Annotated in this window: 18 protein-coding genes; 11 read left to right on the top strand and 7 right to left on the bottom strand. The window is 62.0% G+C overall.

The genetic code is table 11. From position 1 onward, the window contains the following. Positions 1–11 precede the first annotated feature (11 nt). From ATK23_RS09365 to ATK23_RS09355, 3 genes are all read left to right on the top strand, one after another. The gene (locus tag ATK23_RS09365; protein ID WP_066141389.1) at positions 12–2,138 is read left to right on the top strand and encodes an MMPL family transporter; all 2,127 of its coding nucleotides are present in this window, start codon (positions 12–14) and stop codon (positions 2,136–2,138) included. A 275-nt stretch (positions 2,139–2,413) separates the two neighbouring features. Beyond that, positions 2,414–3,955, top strand: a complete 1,542-nt coding sequence (locus ATK23_RS09360; protein WP_066141099.1) for a DEAD/DEAH box helicase — start codon at positions 2,414–2,416, stop codon at positions 3,953–3,955. 192 nt (positions 3,956–4,147) lie between these two features. Next, entirely contained in the window at positions 4,148–4,621 is a 474-nt protein-coding gene (locus ATK23_RS09355) for a hypothetical protein (protein ID WP_066141096.1), read from the top strand. A gap of 81 nt (positions 4,622–4,702) precedes the next feature. On the opposite strand, the gene ATK23_RS09350 is transcribed toward ATK23_RS09355, so the two are convergent. Next, complete coding sequence (locus tag ATK23_RS09350; RefSeq protein ID WP_066141093.1) at positions 4,703–4,921, bottom strand: PLD nuclease N-terminal domain-containing protein; 219 nt, start codon at positions 4,919–4,921, stop codon at positions 4,703–4,705. Positions 4,922–5,167: 246 nt separating this feature from the next. Here ATK23_RS09350 and dnaK point away from each other — a divergent pair, with 246 nt between their 5' ends. From dnaK to ATK23_RS09330, 4 genes are all read left to right on the top strand, one after another. After that, complete coding sequence (gene dnaK / locus ATK23_RS09345) at positions 5,168–7,021, top strand: molecular chaperone DnaK (protein WP_066141090.1); 1,854 nt, start codon at positions 5,168–5,170, stop codon at positions 7,019–7,021. A 13-nt stretch (positions 7,022–7,034) separates the two neighbouring features. Beyond that, a complete protein-coding gene (locus ATK23_RS09340) occupies positions 7,035–7,616 on the top strand; it encodes a nucleotide exchange factor GrpE (protein ID WP_066141087.1) in 582 nt (193 codons plus the stop codon). A gap of 85 nt (positions 7,617–7,701) precedes the next feature. Further along, positions 7,702–8,673, top strand: coding sequence for a DnaJ C-terminal domain-containing protein (locus ATK23_RS09335; RefSeq protein ID WP_066141084.1), 972 nt, complete (start codon positions 7,702–7,704; stop codon positions 8,671–8,673). Positions 8,674–8,786: 113 nt separating this feature from the next. After that, positions 8,787–9,215, top strand: a complete 429-nt coding sequence (locus ATK23_RS09330) for a heat shock protein transcriptional repressor HspR (RefSeq protein WP_038991723.1) — start codon at positions 8,787–8,789, stop codon at positions 9,213–9,215. On the opposite strand, the gene ATK23_RS09325 is transcribed toward ATK23_RS09330, so the two are convergent. Next, positions 9,212–9,838 carry a GNAT family N-acetyltransferase gene (locus ATK23_RS09325; RefSeq protein WP_066141387.1) on the bottom strand — a complete coding sequence of 209 codons (627 nt, stop codon included), beginning with the start codon at positions 9,836–9,838 and terminating at the stop codon, positions 9,212–9,214. The genes ATK23_RS09330 and ATK23_RS09325 overlap by 4 nt on opposite strands. Positions 9,839–9,885: 47 nt before the next feature. Next, complete coding sequence (gene trmB, locus ATK23_RS09320) at positions 9,886–10,743, bottom strand: tRNA (guanosine(46)-N7)-methyltransferase TrmB (RefSeq protein WP_066141076.1); 858 nt, start codon at positions 10,741–10,743, stop codon at positions 9,886–9,888. Between the two features lie 126 nt (positions 10,744–10,869). Between trmB and ATK23_RS09315 the strand changes: the two genes are divergently transcribed. Beyond that, positions 10,870–11,280 carry a YccF domain-containing protein gene (locus ATK23_RS09315; protein WP_038991721.1) on the top strand — a complete coding sequence of 137 codons (411 nt, stop codon included), beginning with the start codon at positions 10,870–10,872 and terminating at the stop codon, positions 11,278–11,280. Between the two features lie 69 nt (positions 11,281–11,349). Here ATK23_RS09315 and ATK23_RS09310 read toward each other — a convergent pair whose 3' ends face one another. Then, a complete protein-coding gene (locus tag ATK23_RS09310) occupies positions 11,350–12,534 on the bottom strand; it encodes a TerC family protein (protein ID WP_038991720.1) in 1,185 nt (394 codons plus the stop codon). A gap of 382 nt (positions 12,535–12,916) precedes the next feature. Then, a complete protein-coding gene (locus ATK23_RS09305; RefSeq protein WP_066141072.1) occupies positions 12,917–13,411 on the bottom strand; it encodes a DinB family protein in 495 nt (164 codons plus the stop codon). A 170-nt stretch (positions 13,412–13,581) separates the two neighbouring features. Between ATK23_RS09305 and clpB the strand changes: the two genes are divergently transcribed. Beyond that, on the top strand, positions 13,582–16,170 hold the full coding sequence (gene clpB / locus ATK23_RS09300; protein ID WP_066141385.1) for an ATP-dependent chaperone ClpB: 2,589 nt from the start codon (positions 13,582–13,584) through the stop codon (positions 16,168–16,170). Between the two features lie 72 nt (positions 16,171–16,242). Here clpB and ATK23_RS09295 read toward each other — a convergent pair whose 3' ends face one another. Beyond that, complete coding sequence (locus ATK23_RS09295) at positions 16,243–16,914, bottom strand: septum formation family protein (protein ID WP_066141068.1); 672 nt, start codon at positions 16,912–16,914, stop codon at positions 16,243–16,245. A 222-nt stretch (positions 16,915–17,136) separates the two neighbouring features. Between ATK23_RS09295 and ATK23_RS09290 the strand changes: the two genes are divergently transcribed. Together ATK23_RS09290 and ATK23_RS09285 are read left to right on the top strand one after the other, a co-directional pair. Further along, positions 17,137–17,355, top strand: coding sequence for a DUF3073 domain-containing protein (locus tag ATK23_RS09290; RefSeq protein ID WP_038991764.1), 219 nt, complete (start codon positions 17,137–17,139; stop codon positions 17,353–17,355). Positions 17,356–17,546: 191 nt separating this feature from the next. Then, the gene (locus ATK23_RS09285) at positions 17,547–18,437 is read left to right on the top strand and encodes a Sir2 family NAD-dependent protein deacetylase (RefSeq protein WP_066141383.1); all 891 of its coding nucleotides are present in this window, start codon (positions 17,547–17,549) and stop codon (positions 18,435–18,437) included. A 99-nt stretch (positions 18,438–18,536) separates the two neighbouring features. Here the strand turns inward: ATK23_RS09285 and purM are convergent, their stop codons facing one another. Further along, positions 18,537–19,679 (bottom strand): phosphoribosylformylglycinamidine cyclo-ligase, encoded by a 1,143-nt coding sequence (gene purM, locus ATK23_RS09280; RefSeq protein ID WP_066141065.1) that lies wholly within the window; start codon positions 19,677–19,679, stop codon positions 18,537–18,539. Positions 19,680–19,720: the final 41 nt, after the last annotated feature.

Below are 19,720 nucleotides of genomic sequence, written 5' to 3'. Positions count from 1 at the left end.
GCAAGAAGCGAATGAACAAGAAGAACGTCGGCATCAGGGCGGGAATCTATGCCCTGCTGATCGTCCTGTGGCTGGGTGTCGCCGGAATTGGCGGCCCGACCTTCGGCAAGCTTTCAGAGGTCCAGACCAATGACCAGACCGCATTCCTCCCGGCTACCGCAGAGGCAACCGAGGCCCTGGAATGGCAGAACAAATTCCGCTCCACCGAGGCAATTCCAGCGGTCGTGCTGCTCACCAGCGATGCCGGGGTCAGCCGGGAAAGCGCCGCGCTGGTGGGCGAAGCGCTCAACGGCTTCACGCATCTTGACGGCCAGATCACCGGCCCCTTCCTCTCCGAGGACGGCAAGGCCGCTGAATTCATTGTTCCGGTCTCCGGCGAGGTGAAGGCCAACGAGGGAGTCGACGAACTGCGTTCGCTCCTGGCCGCCGAGAAGCCCGAGGGCGCCAGCGCCTATGTCACCGGCCCGGCCGGCTTCAGTGCCGACCTGGTCGAAGCCTTCGGGGGCATTGACGGAGTGCTGCTGGGCGTGGCGCTGGCCGCCGTGCTGGTGATCCTGCTGCTGGTCTACCGATCGCTCCTGCTTCCGTTCACGGTGCTGCTGACCTCGGTGGTGGCGCTCTGCGCGGCAATCGTCGCGGTGTACTTCATGGCATCCGAAGGATGGATCCGTCTCGATGGGCAGGCCCAGGGCATCTTGTCGATCCTGGTCATCGGCGCGGCGACGGACTACTCCCTGCTCTTCGTGGCACGGCACAAGGAAGCCCTCGTTGCAGGCGAGGACAAGTGGCAGGCCGTGGCATCCGCGTGGAAGGGTTCCGTGGAACCGATTGTAGCTTCCGGCGGTACCGTGACGGTGGGCCTGCTGTGCCTGCTGTTCTCGGATCTGAACTCGAACAAGGCGCTGGGCCCCATCGGCGCCTCGGGCATCATCTTCTCGATCATCGCCGCATTGACATTCCTGCCGGCGGTGCTTGGCCTGCTGGGCCGGGCCGCCTACTGGCCGTTCCCGCCCAAGCCGGCGGCCGCGGATGCCCACGGCCAGCAGAAAGAAGGCCTGTGGGGCAGCATTGCGCGTTTTGTCGCCAATCATCCGCGCCCGATCTGGATCATCACCGCGCTGGTGCTGGCCGTCGGAGCGCTGGGCATGACCCAGCTCAAGGCCCATGGCGTGCCGCAGAGCGAGCTGGTGGTGGGCGGTTCCGAAGCGCGAGATGGCCAGATCGCCCTGGGCGAGCACTTCCCTGGCGGATCGGGCTCCCCGGCCACGGTGATCATCGATGAAGCTGAAGCACAGACTGCCCTGGAAAAGGCCCTCGATGTCACCGGCGTCGATTCGGCCTACCTGCAGGCCGAAGACGGGGGACCGGCGATGGCCGCCCGAGGCGCCGAGCCCTACAGCGTCGAAGGCCGCAACCTGATATCGGTGACCCTGTCCGATGCGGCGGACTCGGATGCCGCCAAGCAGACCGTAGTCGAGCTGCGCGAGCATATGCATGCGCTCGATGCCAACGCCCTGGTCGGCGGCACCACTGCGACGCAGCTGGATACCAACGAGACCGCGATCGCGGATCTGTTCAAGATCATTCCGATCACGCTCCTGGCCATCTTGCTGATCCTGATGCTGCTGCTGCGCTCCATTCTGGCGCCGGTGCTGCTGATCCTGACCACCGTGCTTTCCTACGGCACCGCCATGGGCGTCAGCGCGCTGGTCTTCAACAACGTCTTCGGGTACGTAGGCGCAGATCCGTCCGTGCCGCTGTTCGGCTTCGTCTTCCTCGTGGCGCTGGGCGTGGACTACAACATCTTCTTGATGACCCGTGTGCGCGAGGAATCCCTGAAGCGCGGAACCCGAGAAGGCATGCGCGTGGGATTGAAGGTCACCGGCGGCGTGATTACCTCCGCCGGCGTGGTGCTTGCCGCGACCTTCGCCGCATTGGGAGTGGTGCCCATCATGTTCCTGGGCCAGCTGGGCTTCATCGTCGCCTTCGGCGTGCTGCTCGATACCTTCGTTGTGCGAAGCCTGCTGGTGCCGGCCTTGGTTGAGGAAATTGGACCAAAGGTCTGGTGGCCCTCGAAATTGGCGAAGCGCGAATTCGAGCTGGAGCAGCCAGCAGAAAGGCACGTCCCGGGATCCTAGTGGCGAATATCTCCCGGGGAGAGGCGGCAAAGCGGGGCCGCTCACAGACTGGCCCCGCTTTTGGCCTGTAGTATGGATCCTTGTGCGTCACTGGAAAATTCGGTGGCGCATGCGTCGACAGTTTAGATTTCCCCTCTGTGTGGATCGGCCGGAGAACCTCTTCCGGTCCACTTTTGCGGCCGGCCTTTCTCGGCCTGGCATGATGCGGACTTCCTCCTGGCTCGGCGAACCCCAGCGCCTGAAACAGGCGTGCGAATCAGAGAGAAAGCATGGCTATGTCCGTAACTTTTAGCGCCCTTGGCGTGCCCGAATACCTGGCGAAGGTCCTTGCCGACAGCGGAATCGAATCCGCCTTCCCGATCCAGGAAGCGACCCTGCCTTCGACCCTGGCCGGCGGCGACGTCCTCGGCCGCGGCCAGACCGGATCGGGCAAGACCCTGGCCTTCTCGCTGCCCCTGGTAGCCCGCCTGGCCGAACGCCCGCAGCGCCGCAAGGCCCGTTTCCCGCGTGCGCTGATCATGGCGCCAACCCGCGAACTGGCAACCCAGATCGCCAAGACCGTCGAACCGCTGGCCAAGGCCGCAGGTTTGCGCACCACCGTGATCTACGGTGGCGTCGCGCAGAGCCGCCAGGAAAAGGCCATGAACGAGGGCGTTGACATTGTCATCGCCTGCCCGGGCCGCCTCGATGACCTGATCAAGCAGAAGATCGTGGACCTTTCCCAGCTGGAAATCTCCGTGCTCGATGAAGCTGACCACATGGCGGACATGGGCTTCTTGCCCGTCGTGCGCCGCATCATGGACCGCATGCCAACCGGCATCCAGCACATGCTGTTCTCCGCCACCTTGGACAACGGCGTGGACAAGGTCGTCAAGCGCTACCTGAGCAACCCAACGATCCATTCGGTGGATGCACCCAAGGCCGCGGTGAACACCATGGAGCACCACGTCTTCGTGATCCCCAACGACGACAAGAAGGAACTGATTCGCGTCTTGGCCCAGGGCACTGGCCGCCGCATCATGTTCATGCGCACCAAGCACCACGCCAAGAAGATGGCAGTCACCCTGTCCAAGGCTGGCGTGCCAGCGGTGGACCTGCACGGCAATCTCTCGCAGAACGCCCGTGACCGCAACCTGGCAGCGTTCGCTGAAGGCACCGCCAAGGTGCTGGTAGCTACCGACGTGGCAGCACGCGGCGTGCACGTTGATGGCGTGGAACTGGTAGTCCACATCGATCCACCGGCAGAGCACAAGGCCTACCTGCACCGTTCGGGCCGTACCGCCCGCGCCGGCTCGGATGGCACCGTGGTGACCATCTGCACCCCGGACCAGCAGGGCGACGTTGCCAGCTTGATGAAGCAGGCAGGGATCAAGGTGCCTTTCGAGAAGGTCGCCGTGGATTCCCCAGCAGTCATGAAGGTTGTCGGCGAAGTTGCCGAACCGGTTGCCTATGTCGCTCCGGTTCAGCAGAAGCGCAATCCGGCCAAGAGCAAGCCTGCCGGTGAAGGTTCCGGCCGTGGCGGACGTGGTGGACGCGGCCAGCGTCCAGCCCGTGGTGCCAAGCCGGCTGCCGAAGCCCAAGGCCGCGGAGGCGAACGCCGCCGTGCGGATCGCGACGGCGCTAGCCAGGGCGAGCGTCCGGCGCGCGGCGCTCGCGGTGCGAACACCGAGCGCCCGGCCCGTGTTGCCAATGCGGAGCGTCCATCGAGCCCGTCGGCGCGTTCGCCTCGCACCGGCGGACGCAATGCAGGCGGCGCCACCGGCGGCCGTTCGCGCGGTCCGCGTCGGGCAACCAGCCCGGCAGGCCGCGGCAACTAGCCGCTGGCACTAATCCTTGAGGAGTACTCCCTCGCATCTACCTTTCTGGATGCGGGGGAGTATTTCGTTTAAGCCGTGGCAAAACCCGTCAAAAGTTTACCCCTGCTGGCTGATCCCGTATCGACTAGGCAAAACATAGAATTGAAGCAACAAGACAGCGAGCAACTTCCACCATTCCAGGAGTAACCAGCCATGATTGAATCCCTGCAGAATTTCGCCGCATCCTTCCCGGAGCCGCTGCAGTTCGTCGCCGTGGCCCTGGTCGCTGCTGTTCCCTTCATCGAGTCCTATTTCGGCTCGCTCATTGGCGTGGTGATCGGAGTTCCGGTAGTAGCTGCCATCGCCACCGCCGTGATCGGCAACGTGATTTCCATGCTGCTGTTCGTCAACAGCGCGCACGCGGTGCGCAGCAAGGTGCGCAAGGGTGCCGAATCGGAGAAGAAGGAGCGCAAATACGAGAAGCTGCGCCGGGCTTTCGACAAGTACGGCATTGCAGGGGTGAGCCTGCTCGGCCAGACGATTCTGCCTTCGCAGATCACCTCCGCGGCGCTGGTGTCCTTCGGCGCGAACAAGCAGAAGGTCATCTTCTGGCAGATCATTTCGATCATCCTATGGGGCACTCTCTTCGGTGTCCTGGCTGCCCAAGGCATCAACCTGATGCGCTGATCAGAGCACGCTGACAGCGAACAAGCCGTCCTCGAATTGTCGAGGACGGCTTGTCTTTTGCGTTTCGGGGAACGCCGGTAACTACTTGCGGCGGCCGAAAGCGAAATAGGCGATGGGGCCAAAGAAACTGATCAAGCTGGCTGCGGCCCAGGCCGGCTTTGGCCCCTTGACTTGCTCGGCCGGCCGCTTGTAAAGGTCCCGCAGGGCGGCAACCATCAAGGTCAGCTGGGCAATAACTGTGACGATGACCGCGATCTTCCCGCCAGCTGGCAGATCCTTGAACTTGCGCTTCGCTTCCATGGGGTGGCTCCTGACTGCCGTTCTTCCTGCCCGCTGGCGGTTTCGGAAATCGGCGGATGAAAAATTTTTCTAAACGGGAATTATTCTCCCACTACTGCCGTTGATATGAACAGAACGCAAAGTTGAGTCACCTTCGCTCAAGTTAATTTGACAGTCGAAACCGCCTGAGTAAACTTGAGTGCAGAACGCTCAATGAGGCAAAAGCCTCGGCGTTAGATCTTTCAATCAAGGCAAAGGAGAGCCATTATGTCGCGTGCCGTTGGTATCGACCTCGGAACCACCAACTCCGTCGTTTCCGTGCTCGAAGGTGGTGAGCCAACCGTTATCGCCAATGCGGAGGGCAACCGCACTACCCCGTCCATCGTCGCTTTCTCGAAGAGCGGCGAAGTCCTGGTTGGCGATATCGCCAAGCGCCAGGCAGTAAACAACATTGACCGCACCATCGCATCGGTCAAGCGCCACATGGGTACCGACTGGTCCATCGACATCGATGACAAGAAGTACACCGCACAGGAAATCTCGGCTCGTACCCTGATGAAGCTGAAGAACGACGCTGAGTCGTACTTGGGCGAAAAGGTCACCGACGCTGTGATCACCGTTCCTGCATACTTCAACGACGCAGAGCGCCAGGCCACCAAGGAAGCCGGCGAGATTGCCGGCCTGAACGTCCTGCGCATCGTCAACGAGCCAACCGCTGCCGCACTGGCCTACGGCCTGGAAAAGGGCAACGAGGACGAGCTCATCCTGGTCTTCGACCTCGGTGGCGGCACCTTCGACGTGTCCCTGCTGGAAGTCGGCAAGGACGACGACGGCTTCTCCACCATCCAGGTCCGCGCAACCGCAGGTGACAACCGCCTGGGCGGCGACGACTGGGACCAGCGCGTTGTCGACTGGCTGCTGGCCCAGGCCAAGGCCAAGGGTGCAGACCTGTCCAAGGACAAGATCGCCCTGCAGCGCCTCAAGGAAGCTGCTGAGCAGGCCAAGAAGGAACTGTCCTCGGCTACCAGCACCAACATCTCGCTGCAGTACCTCTCGGTCACCCCAGAGGGCCCAGTGCACCTGGACGAGCACCTCTCGCGTGCCAAGTTCCAGGACCTGACCAAGGACCTGCTGGAGCGCACCCGCAAGCCATTCAATGACGTCATCGCAGAAGCAGGCATCAAGGTTTCGGACATCGCCCACGTGATCCTGGTTGGCGGTTCCACCCGTATGCCAGCCGTTGCCGAACTGGTCAAGGACCTGGCCGGCAAGGAAGCCAACAAGGGCGTGAACCCTGACGAGGTTGTCGCCGTGGGCGCAGCCCTGCAAGCCGGCGTGCTGAAGGGCGAGCGCAAGGACGTTCTGCTCATCGATGTCACCCCACTGTCCCTGGGCATCGAGACCAAGGGCGGCGTGATGACCAAGCTGATCGAGCGCAACACCGCCATCCCGACCAAGCGTTCGGAAACCTTCACCACCGCTGAAGACAACCAGCCTTCGGTTTCCATCCAGGTCTTCCAGGGCGAGCGCGAGTTCACCCGTGACAACAAGGCTCTGGGTACCTTCGAGCTGACCGGTATCGCACCGGCTCCTCGCGGCATCCCACAGGTCGAGGTCACCTTCGACATCGACGCCAACGGTATCGTGCACGTATCCGCTAAGGACAAGGGCACCGGCACCGAGCAGTCGATGACCATCACTGGTGGCTCCTCGCTGTCCAAGGAAGACATCGAGCGCATGGTTCAGGAAGCTGAAGCACACGCCGAAGAGGACAAGGCACGCCGCGAAGCTGCTGAGACCCGCAATGCTGCCGAGCAGGCAGCCTACTCGGTGGACAAGCTGATCAAGGACAACGAAGACAAGTTGCCAGAAGAGGTCAAGACCGAGGTTCAGGCCGACGTTGACGCACTGAAGGCTGCTCTTGAGAAGCAGGACAACGACGACGAGGTCAAGGACGCGTTCGAGAAGCTGCAGGCTTCGCAGACCAAGCTGGGCGAGGCAATCTACGCCAACGCCCAGGCTGAGGGAGCTGCTACTGGCGAAGGCGAGCAGGCACCTAACGCTGATGAAGACATCGTCGACGCCGAGGTCATCGACGAAGACGAAGCCGACAAGAAGTAGGGAGTTTAGGAATATGTCCGAGGCAAAGGACCAGAACGAGAACTCCGGCCAGGAGCCGGAGAACCAGCCCGAGGCCGCTGACCAGCAGCCAACTGCTGACGCCCTGGGTCAGGCCGAGGCGATCCTGAACGAAGCTGCTGCTGGCGCTGAAGCCGAAGCGGAGCAGCCGGAAGATGCCGGTGTGGTGGAAACCGAACTGCGCAACGACCTGCTGCGCCTGCAGGCTGAATACGTCAACTACCGCAAGCGTGTGGAACGTGACCGGGCAGTGGCGCGTGAAAACGCCGTCCAGTCCGTGCTCAACACTCTGCTTCCGGTGCTTGACGACATCGATGCGGCACGAGCCCACGGCGACCTCGCCGACGGCCCGTTCGCGTCGATCGCCAACAAGCTGGATGGCATTCTGGCTCAGCATGGCCTGGAACGCATCAACGAGGCCGGTGTGGAATTCGACCCGAACATCCACGAAGCCCTGCTTCGCCAGGCTGTTCCGGAGATTCCAGCCGACCACGTGGGACAGGTGCTGCGCACCGGTTACCGCAAGGGAACCATCATCCTGCGCGCAGCCCAGGTGCTGGTAGCCACCGGCGAATAGCCACGAATAGCACAATCGATACTGCCCACTGCCGAGTCCTCGTCAGTGGGCAGTGTCGAATTGGCACTGAAAGGATGGGGCCCTGATGGCAAGTCAGGACTGGATCGAAAAAGACTTCTACGCCATTCTGGGCGTCTCCAAGGACGCCAGCGAGGCGGACATCAAGAAGGCGTACCGCAAGCTTGCACGCAAGTACCACCCGGATACCAACCAGGGGGACGCGGCCGCTGAAAAGAAATTCAAGGACATCTCCGAAGCCAACTCGGTGCTTTCGGATAAGGAAGAACGCGAGCAGTACGATGCGATCCGCGCCATGGGCGGCGGAGCGCGGTTCTCTGCGGGCGGCGGACCGGGTGGCCCAGGCGGGCAGGCCGGCTTCGAGGACATCTTCTCCAACCTCTTCGGAGGTGGCGGAGGCGGCGCTCGCGGTCGTGGCGGACAGCCGGACTTCTCCGACCTGTTCGGAGGCGGCGGCGGTTTTGGCGGCGGCTTCGGCCAAAGCGCACCGCCGCGCAAGGGTGCCGACCGCACGGCCAGCACCACGATCTCCTTCTCCGGATCGATCAAGGGAACCACCATTGGCCTGCGCGAACAGAACGGCGAGGTCATCGACGTGCGCATCCCGGCGGGAATCAAGGACGGGCAGTCGGTGCGCGTGCGTGGCAAGGGCCAGCCAGGAGCTGCCGGCAACGGCGACCTGCTGGTCAAGGTCAAGGTCAGCGAGCACCCGTTCTTCAAGCGTGAAGAGAACAACATCCGCATCCACGTGCCGGTGACCTTCGATGAAGCGGTGCTTGGAGCAAAGATCCACGTACCGACCCTGGACGGGGAATCCGTTGCGGTGAAGGTGCCTGCCGGATCCAACTCCGGACGCACCTTGCGCTTGAAGGGCCGCGGGGTGAAGACGTCCAAGGCCACCGGCGATCTGCTGATCGTCCTGGACGTCGCGATCCCGCAGAACCTCTCGGACGCCGCCAAGAAGGCCGTGGAGGACTTCGCTGCAGCCACGGAGGGCGAGGATCCACGAGCGGACTTGGCAGCCCACGCCAAGCTCTGAACCCAATAGCCTGTTTTCCCTGTCCTGGCATCGAACTGGCAGGGCGGGGAAGATAGACTCAAAGGCAAAAGGGCCAGTATCGTAGGTCCTTGCAGAAAGGTGTTAAAAGCAACGTGAACGGGGAGTACCTGCGACCTGTCTTCGTCATTTCCGTCGCCGCCCAGCTTGCAGACATGCATCCGCAGACGCTGCGCCAATACGACCGCATCGGCTTGGTTTCGCCCAGCCGGCAAAGCGGAAAGCAGCGCCGCTACTCGCAACGCGACGTCTCGCTGCTGCGCCAGGTGCAGTCATTGAGCAAGGAAGGCGTCTCGCTGGAAGGCATCAAGCGCATCCTGGATCTGCAAGATCAAGTCGCGTATCTGCAAACCGAAGTCAATGGGCTTCGCCAAGAACTGTCCGCCGTTCGCCAGGGCCAATCGCGCATCTTCGCCGCGGGCACCGCTGGAGGCGACATCGTTTCGCTGTCCCGGGGCATGCGTCCGGAACGACGTGAACCGACCGTGTCGCTCTTCCCGGTACGCCGCGCCATCGGCCGCTAGATCCGTCCGTGCCTCGCCAGGCGCGCTTCCAACTGGGTGCGCACGGCAGGCCACTCGTGCGGGAGGATCGAGAAGACTACGGTGTCTCGAAGCGTGCCGGTCTTCGGATCATATTTGTGATTGCGCAGCACGCCATCCTGTTTGGCGCCAAGCCGTGCAATTGCTGCGCGTGACACAGTGTTGTGCCAGTGCGTGCAGAAAGCCACTGAATAGCAATCCAACTCCTCGAAAGCGCGGCGCAGCAGCATGAACTTGGCCGCCGGATTGATCCCGGTGCCTTGGGCGGGCACGGCAAAGAATGTCGAGCCGATTTCCACGCGATGGTTGGCCGCGTCGATATTCAGGTAGCTCGTAGCCCCCACCGCTTGGCCGGTGGACAGGTCGATGATGGCGAACGGAGCCATCGCTCCAGTTTCCTGCAACGCCAGACGGCGCTCGATATCCGCCTGCATGGACTCGGCCGATGGGGTGGTGGCAAACCATGCTTCATCCAGCCGGCCGTTGGCGGCGAGCTGGATCAGCTCCGGGGCATGGTCCAATGACAGTTGTTCCAGCCTCACCCCGGCATATTCCATGCTCGGGTCTTGGGAGCAGAACTGGTTCTGAGCAGAAAAGGAGGCCATGGAATCCATCCTAGGGATTCCATGGCCTCCTTGATGCTTTTCGGCCGCTAGCCGATGCGCGTGTACGCCAAATCGAACACCAGGCGTCCAGCCTTCAGCGCCTTGCCCTCGAAGCTGGTGAGGATGCGTCGCTCGAAACGCGGTGCCCAGCCGCCCTGGACGTCAATGAAGTCAGGCTCGGGGTCGAAGCCTTCCATGCCATCGCGGCGCACCTTGGTTAAGTTGCTCTCCTCGCCGGAGAGGTTTCCGGGATGCTGGTTCTCGAAATCAGGGTGGGCTTCGAGGACCTCGCGCATCTGCTCCGCATAGTTCGACCAGTCGGTGGCCAAGCGCAGGGTGCCCTCTGGCTTGAGTACGCGGGAGACCTTGTCCAGGAATGAGGCCTTGATCAGGCGGCGCTTGTGGTGCCTCGGCTTGTGCCACGGATCGGAGAAGAAGATCCAGATCTCGTCCGCGCTGTTCTCATCAAGCATGACGTCCAGCACCTCAGGGGCATTGGCCTGCACGGCGCGGACGTTGGTGATGCCGAAGGATTCGACCTTCAGCATCAACTGGGCCAGGCCTGGACGGTAGACCTCAACGGCGAGGTAGTTGCGCTCGGGATCGTCCTTGGCGGCGTTGGCGATGCATTCGCCCAGGCCGGTGCCGATCTCCACGATCAGCGGTGCCGTGCGGCCGAAGGCCTCCGCGGGATCGAGCTGGAAGTCGTCAGCAACCGAGGTGTCGGCAATCTTGCGGGGCGGCTCGATGACATACTGCTCGGCATTGCGCTCCCAGGCGCTGGCCCGGCGGCCCTGCAGGCGGTTGCCGCGACGCACGAAGGACACCGGCTCGGCACGGAAAAGGTCTGGGTTCCTGGGGGCAGAGCCATGGGGTGGACGCTGCTGCTCGCTCGATTCGCTCATGATGATTAATCCTAGCCGAGCAACCTGCATCGATGCGTGCCGAACGGTGGGGGATTGGACACCCCTAGGGGGAATTCGGGGTGATCCCCGATGGAGCATGAGAGGCAAAAGAAGGAGAATGTAGCCATGACTGATTTAGTGCGCGGTATTCTCAACATTATCTGGCTGCTGTTCGGCGGCCTGTGGCTGGCCCTGGGTTACGTGCTGGCAGGCATCATCTGCTGCGTGCTGATCGTGACCATTCCCTTCGGCATCGCCTCGTTCCGCATTGCCGGCTATGCGCTGTGGCCCTTCGGCCGCACCGTAGTCGACAACGGACCGGTCGGCGCGTTCTCCACCCTGGGCAACATCATCTGGATCATTTTTGCCGGCATCTGGATTGCCATCGGGCACGTGGTGACCGCGATCCCGATGTTCGTATCGATTATCGGCATCCCGCTGGGCATCGCCAACCTGAAGATGATCCCGGTGTCCCTGATGCCCTTGGGCAAGGTCATCGTGCCTTCGGACAATTACATCGGCAACGTTCGCCGCTAGGCAGCACCAAGACGGCAATGGCTGCCAACTCCAATGAGTTGGCAGCCATTGCTCTAAGCCTGAATCGGATCAGCTCTTCAGGTACTCATCGTGCTGGCGGTGCGCCTCGGCGACCTCGACGCGGATCTTGTCCACGTCCTTGGCCTTGTCGCGGTATTTCTTCTCCATGGTCTTCACATACGCTTCTTCTTCCACCAGGGCACGGTAGATGCGTTCGCGTTCGTTTGGATCCGAGGTGTAGCTCAGGTCGTTGTAGCTGCTCGCATGGCGGCGCAGGTTGCCAATGGCGGTTTGTGCCTTGCCAGCCTTGCTGAACAGCGAAGCGAGAATGGTCAGCACGAGGACGCCGATGATCACGCTCAGCGACAGCCCGGTGCTGATTTCGATGACCATCACGTGCTCGCCGTCGTTGATGAATGGCAGGTTGTTCTCGTGCAGCGCGTGCAGGATCAGCTTCACGCCGATGAACGCCAAGATCGCTGCCAAGCCATAGGACAGGTAGATCAAGCGGTCCAGCAATCCATCAAGCAGGAAGTAGAGCTGGCGCAGGCCCATGAGCGAGAACGCGGTAGCGGTGAACACGATGTAGACGTTCTGGGTGAGTCCGAAGATCGCTGGGATGGAATCCAGGGCGAAGAGGATGTCGGTTCCGCCGATGGCCACCATGACCAGCAGCATCGGGGTCAGGACCTTCTTGCCGTCGATCATGGTGAACAGCTTGTCGCCGTCGTACTTGTCGGTGGTGTGGAATAGCTTCTTGGCCAAACGGATGATGAAGTTGTTAGCCTCGTCGGATTCGTCGTCCTTCTTCAGCAGGTTGCCTGCGGTGAGCAGCAGGATCAGGCCGAACAGGTAGAAGACCCAGGCGAACTGGTTGATCAGCGCCGCGCCGACAAAGATGAACGCGGTGCGGGCGATCAGCGAGAAGACGATGCCGAAGAGCAGTACTTTCTGCTGGTCTTCGCGGGGGACCCTGAAACTGGCGATGATGATCAGGAAGACGAACAGGTTGTCGACGGACAGGGCCTTTTCGGTGATGTAGCCGGCGAAGTATTCGGCGCCCATGTCGATGCCGCCGAAGATGAGCACCAGCACACCGAATATGAGGGCCAAGCCGACATAGATGCTGGACCAGATCGCTGCTTCACGCAGGGATGGAACGTGGGCCTTGCGGATGTGGAAGAAATAATCGAAGGCCAGTAGGGCGAGAATCACGACAATCGTGATGCCCCAAATCAAAGGGGAAGCTCCCATAGGGATTCCTGCTTTCGTAAGTTGCGCGCGGACGCGTCCGAGTAAGTCTCTTCACCGACACTGTGGTTGGCCGTAAAACCCGGCAGGACCATGAAGTCCCGCGTATTGACGGATTCAACGATTGTGAATACTCCCTTACGTCCTTTAATCCTAACCCGAAGCGGTGCTCCTGGAAGAATTCTGGTTTACGGATGTCATGTTGTTCTGTAATGTACTTCGTCTTTGCCCAGTTAGGTAGGCGTCATATGCAATTCGAAGGATGCGGTGGGCAAAGTGCTCGAGTGAATTCTTCGGCCCAGGTCTCGGGACGCCTTGGAAATCCTCGCAGGACTCGGAGCGCTGGCAACAGCATGCGCGGTACCTGCCGATGATGCGTGGCCGGCTAATTCCGTGCGGACAGGATTTGCTCACGCAGGATATCGGCGTGCCCGCAATGCTGCGCCAATTCGCGCAGCATGTGCAGCTGGATCCAGCGCAGCGGCAACGACCCGCGCCGATTGCCGGAGAAAACTTGATCCCCGGTCTTGCCCTTGACTACTTCACGTGACAGTTCGATGGCCTGGGCATAGTCACGCCGAATGGATTCGATGGTGTCGGACGCGGACAAGTCGAAGGACTTGCTGGGCGACGACGCAATGCCCAGTTCGGCCCGGCTCTTGCCGGTGGCTGCTTCGCCAAACCAGACACGTTCGACGAAGATCGCATGTTTCACCAGCCCGAGCAACGTGGTCTTGGATTCAACCAGCTTCAACCGCGCTTCGTCTTCGTCCAGCCCGTCGAGGCTGGAAAGCAGCATCTGCCGGTGCTGATCGATGAAAACCTGGACCATCTCATCGTGGGGCAGGGAAAAAATATCTTGGGAATCCGGGTTGGCCATGCCTCATCCTAAGACTGCAAATCGCGCTCCACAAGGGGTTTTGCCGCCGAGGCAAAGGGAAGAAAAAATATCTCGAGAATCTTGCTCTAGCTGGAATACTAGGACTAGGAGTAGAGTTGAGTTAAGTGCACTCAAGTTTATGGGTTCACTCCAATAGAGAAAGGATGCGCGTGGACACGAAACTCACCACTAAGAGCCAAGAAGCTCTCTCAGCTTCCGGGATGAACGCTTCAACCGCAGGCAATCCGCAGATTGAACCTGCGCACCTGCTGAAGGCATTGTTGGACCAGCGAGAGTCCGTCGCAGTGGCCTTGCTGAAGACTGCGGGGTTGGATGTCGACGCGCTTTCCGTCAAGGCGAGCGCTGTCATCAACGCGTTGCCCTCCAGCTCCGGTACTTCGGTTGCCCAAGCTCAGTACTCCCGGCAGCTGCTGCAGGTCGTGAGCAACGCCCAGGCGGCCGCCGCGGAAATGGGGGACACCTACGTCTCCACCGAGCACCTGCTCATCGCCCTGGCATCAGACCAGACCAAGGCGGGTGAAGCCCTGCGCGAATTCGGCGCCACCCGCGAACTGCTGGTGGGCACCTTGCCGACCATCCGCGGCGACCGCAAGGTCGATAACCCGGATCCTGAGGCAACCTTCCAGTCCCTGGAGAAGTTCGGCACCGACATGACCGCCCTGGCGCGCTCGGGCAAGCTGGATCCCGTCATCGGCCGCGACCGCGAGATCCGCCGCGTGGTGCAGGTGCTCTCCCGCCGCACCAAGAACAATCCAGTGCTGATCGGTGAACCCGGCGTGGGCAAGACCGCTGTGGTCGAGGGCCTGGCCCAGCGCATGATCGCTGGCGACGTCCCGGAGTCGCTGCGCGGCAAGACCTTGATCTCCTTGGATCTGGGTGCCATGGTCGCCGGTGCCAAGTACCGCGGCGAATTCGAAGAGCGGCTGAAGGCGGTGTTGGAAGAGATCAAGGCTTCGGATGGCCAGATTGTCACCTTCATTGACGAGATCCACACCGTGGTCGGTGCTGGCGCCTCCGAGGGTGCGATGGACGCAGGCAATATGCTCAAGCCGATGCTAGCCCGTGGCGAGCTGCGCCTGATCGGTGCCACCACGCTGGACGAGTACCGCGAGAACATCGAGAAGGACCCGGCCCTGGAACGCCGCTTCGCCCAGGTATACGTGGGCGAGCCGAGCGTGGACGACACCATCGCCATCCTGCGTGGGTTGAAGGAGCGCTACGAGGCGCACCACAAGGTCTCCATTGCCGACTCCGCACTGGTGGCTGCTTCCACGCTGTCCAACCGCTACATCTCCGGACGCCAGCTGCCGGACAAGGCCATCGACCTGGTCGATGAGGCCGCCAGCCGGTTGCGCATGGAGATCGATTCGGCGCCGGAGGAGATCGACGAGCTGCGCCGCGAGGTGGACCGATTGACCATGGAAGAACTGGCTCTGTCCGATGAGACGGATCCGGCTTCGGTGGAACGCCTGGATTCCCTGCGCAAGGACATGGCTGACAAGAAGGAAAAGCTGGATGCGCTGAATTCCCAGTGGGAAGCGGAGAAGGCTGGCCTGAATCGCGTCGGCGATCTGAAGGTCATGCTCGATGAACTGCGCAGCCAGGCCGACAAGGCCCAGCGCGAGGGTGACCTGGAGAAGGCATCGCGCCTGCTCTACGGGGAGATTCCGACGCTGCAGCAGGAGCTGGATGCGGCGGCCGCCGCCGAAGCCGACAAGGCCGAGACGCACACCATGGTCGCCGAGGAAGTCACCGCGGATGACATTGCGGAAGTCATTTCGGCCTGGACTGGCATCCCGGCTGGTCGCATGCTGCAGGGCGAAAGCCAGAAGCTGCTGGAGATGGAAGAGATCATCGGGCAGCGCCTGATGGGCCAGAAGCAGGCGGTCGCCGCGGTCTCCGACGCCGTGCGCCGTACCCGTGCCGGCATTGCCGACCCGAACCGGCCCACCGGTTCCTTCCTGTTCCTCGGTCCAACCGGTGTCGGCAAAACCGAGCTGGCCAAGTCGCTGGCGGACTTCCTCTTCGATGACCCGCGCGCGATGGTGCGCATCGACATGTCCGAATACTCGGAGAAGCACGCGGTGTCCCGCCTGGTCGGTGCCCCTCCGGGCTACGTGGGATACGAAGAGGGAGGGCAGCTCACCGAAGCTGTACGCCGCCGCCCGTACTCGGTGATCCTGCTGGACGAAGTGGAGAAGGCGCACCCCGAAGTCTTCGACATCCTGCTGCAGGTACTCGATGACGGCCGGCTGACCGATGGCCAAGGGCGAACGGTGGACTTCAGGAACACCATCCTGATCCTCACCTCCAATCTGGGTTCCCAGTTCCTGGTGGATCCAAGCTTGGAAGACGAGGCCAAGAAGTCAGCGGTGATGAACGTGGTCAACGCTTCGTTCAAGCCGGAATTCTTGAACCGCCTGGATGAGGTCATCCTCTTCGATCCATTGAGCATCGAGGAGCTGGGCAGCATCGTCAAGCTGCAGATCGACTTGCTCGCGCAACGCCTGGCCGATCGCCGCCTGAGCCTGGAGGTGGACCAGGCCGCCAGCGAGTGGCTGGCCTTGACCGGTTATGATCCGGCATACGGCGCCCGTCCGCTGCGCCGCTTGGTGCAGCGCGAGATCGGCGACCGGCTGGCCAAGGAGATCTTGGCTGGGGCGGTGCAGGATGGCGACACCGTGGCTGTCACCCTGGATGAGGTCGGCGACAAGCTCAAGGTAGCCAAGAAGTCCTAGCAACTGGCAACGGCGAGGGCATGAACAGATGGAAATCCGTTCACGTCCTCGCCGTTGCTGTACTCAAGCTGCCTAGCTGTCGGTGGTCTGCTGGCCGTTGGACTTTTCGTCGGCCGGCTTTTCGTCCTCGGACTTCTTCTCTTCGGAGCTACCGGCATCTTCATCGTCGGCGCCCTCGGGCAGCAACGAGCTGCGGACGCTGCCCTCCGAAAGACTCAGGAAGCAGGAAACGGTGCGGTCGCCCTGGGCCCAGGTGCTCTCCGATGGGCGGGAGAAATGATAGGTCCAGGTGGAGTCCAACCCTGCACGCGGGTCCAGCGAGACCGACTTGCACAGGTCTTCGGACTGGGTGAGCAGCATGTTGGCACCGGGGTACTCCTCGCCGTTGACCTGGAAGATGCCGATTACTTGCGCGTTGTGGGAGGAACCACAGGTCACGACGGTCTGCGGATCCAGTGGCGACGTGAATCCCCGCAGGCAATCGCCTTGCTCCAGCTGCGTAGGCGGCATCCCGGTGGCAATGATGCCGTCGAGGCCTGGATTCTCATTGCGTTCCACATTGTTCGCAGTTGGCGAAGCGGGCGGATCCACGAGCCTCAACACCACGAAAACCACTGCAGCGGCCAGCGCCAGAACGGCGACAATCATCAGGGCCCATTGGGCACTCTGCCGCTTCGGCTTCTCCGGTTCTGGCTGCAATGGCGGCAAAGCCGCCTGCGGCTCGGGCAGATTGTTTTCCACCACCTGTTGAGCTCCTTCGTGGTTGGGTCGGGCGATCGCTCGCCGGCTCAATACATAGTCGTTGGACTAATCCACAGTCTAGCTGTTTCGTTGGGTGTTGCATTCAGCGCTCGCCGGTGAATCGTGTTAACCTTTAATTACGAAAGAACTGATCACATATTCGGGGGCCTTCACCTTTCACAGGTGGACCACCTCCCGACTCTACTGAAAAGAGGGGGTCACGCCATGGGGCGCGGCCGTCAAAAGGCTAAAGCACAGCGTCAGGCGCGAGATATCAAGTACTACTCGCCATCCACTGACCTTTCGGCACTTGAACGCGAGTTGGGCGTTCGGTCCGATCATCATGCTCAGAATTCTGAGCGTAATGATTCATCGTATGACGACGAATACTCGGAATACGACGAGCTGACTAAGAAGTACTCGGGAGATGACGAAGACGAGTAGCCTCGTCTTCTGATGCCGGGAGTCCTTGGCTCAGAGTGCCACACCTTGAGCATTGAGTGGTACAGCTCTTCAGTACATTTTGCGACAAGCCGCAGCGACTAAGCTAAATTAGCTTTTAGTCGCTGCGGCCTTTGTCGTGCCCAGCAATACTAAGGTGGAACGTGAGCACTCCAGAAGAACTGTCGATCAAGATGGCGCATCATTCGGCGATCCGCTCCATGCAGCGCATTGTGGAGCAGCAAGCGGCGCCCTCGCCGGAAAACGAGGCCCGGGACGGAGTCCAGCGGATGCTGGATGCCGGGAATGTGCTCGTGGTGACTGGCGCCGGCGTATCCACGGATTCGGGAATCCCGGATTACCGCGGCCCCAATGGCTCATTGCAACGCCACCGGCCAATGACCTATCAGGAATTCCGCTTCCGTCCAGAAGCCAGGCAGCGCTACTGGGCCCGCGGCTACGTCGGCTGGCGGCATATGGACAAAGCCGAACCCAACCGCATTCACCGGCGCTTGGTGCAGTGGGAAGAACAGGGGAAAATCAGTGGCATCATCACCCAGAACGTGGACGGGCTGCACCAGCAGGCAGGATCCAAGCGCGTGATTCCGGTGCATGGCGATCTGTCGATTGTCCGCTGCCTGGACTGCGGGAACAGTGAGCATCGCATTGACTTCGATCTGCGCCTCCAGGCAGCCAATGAGGGATACCTGGAGGCCGTGGAGATCGATCCCGGCGCGGTGAACCCCGACGGCGATGTGGAGCTGCCCCAGTACCTGGTGGACCGGTTCAACATGGTGGCCTGCTTGCGCTGCGGATCGCTCGCGCTGAAACCTGACGTGGTGTACTTCGGCGAGAGCGTTCCAGCCGACCGCAAGGAGCGTATCGCGGCACTGGAAGCGGAATCCACGGCGTTGCTGGTGATGGGCTCCTCGCTTGCGGTCATGAGCGGCTACAAGATCCTGTTGAACTTCGTCAAGCGGGATCTGCCGGTGGCGCTGATAACCAATGGCCACGTCCGCGGCGAGCAGAAGGCCACCTGGCGCTGGCGGGTGCCGTTGGAAGACGCGCTGAAGCAATTGGACTAGCGGGAGAATATTTCGCTCCGCAAGGCCATCGTGGTTAAAACCCGATGCGCCGCACTGGAATCAGTGCGGCGCATCGGGTTTATAGGAGCTTTCGCTGGCCTACTTGGCGTAGTTGCCGGTCAGCAGCACTGCGCCGCCGTCCACGCCCTTGGCGCCCTGGACGAAGTCCAGTCCGGCATCGGCAGCCGACGGATCGATGTTCTCGACTCCGCCCATGACCCACGCGCCCATGCCCGCAGCGTTCAGCAGCTCGACTGCACGATCAGCGACGGCAGGATCAACGACAGCAACCATGCCCACGCCCAAGTTCAGGGTGCGCTCCAGATCAGGCTGCGGCACGTTGCCCAGCTGCGCGATGGTGGAGAAGACCGCTGGCAGCGCCCAGGTGGAGCGGTCCACGCGGGCCATCAGGCCGCGGGGCAGCACGCGGGCCAGGTTGGCCGCCAGGCCGCCGCCGGTGACGTGGCTGAAGCCGTGCACGCCGAAGTTCTCGCCGTCGTTCAGCGCGCCGACCAGATCAAGGCAGGCGGTGGTGTAAATGCGGGTCGGAACCAGCAGTTCCTCGCCCAGGGTGCGGCCGAATTCGGCGACCTCGCGGTCCAGCTCCCACTTGGCGTGGGCGATGACGCGGCGCACCAGCGAGTAGCCGTTGGAGTGGATGCCGGAGGAGGCCATGCCGATGACCACGTCGCCGGCCTGCACGCGCTCCGGGCCGAGCAGCTGGTCGGCCTCGATGACACCGGTGGCGGCACCCGCCACGTCGTACTCGTCCTCGGCCAGCAGGCCCGGGTGCTCGGCGGTCTCGCCGCCGACCAGCGCGGTGCCGGCCAGCTTGCAGCCCTCGGCGATGCCGCGCACGATGTCCGCGATGCGCTCCGGGACCACCTTGCCGGTGGCGATGTAGTCGGTCATGAACAGCGGCTTGGCACCCACCACGACGATGTCATCAACCACCATGCCGACCAGGTCCTGGCCGATGGTGTCGTGAATGTCCAGCTTCTGGGCGATGGCCACCTTGGTGCCCACGCCGTCGGTGGAGGTCGCCAAGTACGGCTTCTTGTAGCCGGTGAGGAACGATACGTCGAAGAGCCCGGCGAAGCCGCCGACCCCGCCCACGACACCGGAGGTGTGGGTTGCCTTGATCGCGCCCTTCATCAACTCAACGGCACGGTCACCGGCCTCAACGTCAACGCCGGCACCGGCATAGGTGATGGAAGTTGGCTGCTGATCATTGCCGCTCATGGCAGTCGGTTCCTTTTCTGTTCGGGGCGCCGTTTTCCAGC

It is taken from the genome of Glutamicibacter nicotianae (assembly GCF_002797775.1).
Taxonomy (GTDB): Bacteria; Actinomycetota; Actinomycetes; order Actinomycetales; family Micrococcaceae; genus Glutamicibacter; species Glutamicibacter nicotianae.
The sequence above is the reverse complement of the archived record's forward strand: the minus strand, read 5'-3'. Positions and strand labels throughout refer to the sequence as shown.

Bases quoted from the DNA above. Each gene is read 5' to 3' on its own strand.
- ATK23_RS09365 (WP_066141389.1), top strand. From the start codon at position 12: ATGAACAAGAAGAACGTCGGCATCAGGGCGGGAATCTATGCCCTGCTG.
- ATK23_RS09360 (WP_066141099.1), top strand. From the start codon at position 2,414: ATGTCCGTAACTTTTAGCGCCCTTGGCGTGCCCGAATACCTGGCGAAG.
- ATK23_RS09355 (WP_066141096.1), top strand. From the start codon at position 4,148: ATGATTGAATCCCTGCAGAATTTCGCCGCATCCTTCCCGGAGCCGCTG.
- ATK23_RS09350 (WP_066141093.1), bottom strand. From the start codon at position 4,921: ATGGAAGCGAAGCGCAAGTTCAAGGATCTGCCAGCTGGCGGGAAGATC.
- dnaK (WP_066141090.1), top strand. From the start codon at position 5,168: ATGTCGCGTGCCGTTGGTATCGACCTCGGAACCACCAACTCCGTCGTT.
- ATK23_RS09340 (WP_066141087.1), top strand. From the start codon at position 7,035: ATGTCCGAGGCAAAGGACCAGAACGAGAACTCCGGCCAGGAGCCGGAG.
- ATK23_RS09335 (WP_066141084.1), top strand. From the start codon at position 7,702: ATGGCAAGTCAGGACTGGATCGAAAAAGACTTCTACGCCATTCTGGGC.
- ATK23_RS09325 (WP_066141387.1), bottom strand. From the start codon at position 9,838: ATGGCCTCCTTTTCTGCTCAGAACCAGTTCTGCTCCCAAGACCCGAGC.
- trmB (WP_066141076.1), bottom strand. From the start codon at position 10,743: ATGAGCGAATCGAGCGAGCAGCAGCGTCCACCCCATGGCTCTGCCCCC.
- ATK23_RS09315 (WP_038991721.1), top strand. From the start codon at position 10,870: ATGACTGATTTAGTGCGCGGTATTCTCAACATTATCTGGCTGCTGTTC.
- ATK23_RS09310 (WP_038991720.1), bottom strand. From the start codon at position 12,534: ATGGGAGCTTCCCCTTTGATTTGGGGCATCACGATTGTCGTGATTCTC.
- ATK23_RS09305 (WP_066141072.1), bottom strand. From the start codon at position 13,411: ATGGCCAACCCGGATTCCCAAGATATTTTTTCCCTGCCCCACGATGAG.
- ATK23_RS09290 (WP_038991764.1), top strand. From the start codon at position 17,137: ATGGGGCGCGGCCGTCAAAAGGCTAAAGCACAGCGTCAGGCGCGAGAT.
- ATK23_RS09285 (WP_066141383.1), top strand. From the start codon at position 17,547: ATGGCGCATCATTCGGCGATCCGCTCCATGCAGCGCATTGTGGAGCAG.
- purM (WP_066141065.1), bottom strand. From the start codon at position 19,679: ATGAGCGGCAATGATCAGCAGCCAACTTCCATCACCTATGCCGGTGCC.